The sequence below is a fragment of the Monashia sp. HAY1-2A genome, from assembly GCF_056755315.1.
The window spans coordinates 1-240 of record NZ_JBNDHY010000728.1 but is presented as its reverse complement, the minus strand read 5'-3'; the positions used below and the strand labels follow the sequence as shown (position 1 = coordinate 240).

General features: G+C 62.9%; 1 protein-coding gene. It reads left to right on the top strand.

Going from position 1 to position 240, the window contains the following annotated elements:
- A partial coding sequence (locus tag ACPYOM_RS23695; RefSeq protein WP_481347860.1) for an efflux RND transporter permease subunit occupies positions 1-240 on the top strand: 240 nt, incomplete at both ends.

Genomic DNA, 240 nt, shown 5'->3' with positions numbered 1-240 from the left:
GCCGACAGCCCGGTGCTGATCCTCAGCGTCAGCTCCACGCAAATGCCCGGCACCGAACTCAGCGACTTGGTGGAAACCCTGCTCTCGCGTCAGATCAGTCAGATCGACGGCGTAGGCCAGATCAACATCACCGGTCAGCAACGTCCGGCGATTCGCGTGCAAGCCTCGGCCGACAAACTGGCGGCGATCGGCCTGACCCTCGCCGATATTCGTCTGGCGATCCAGCAGACCAGCCTCAAC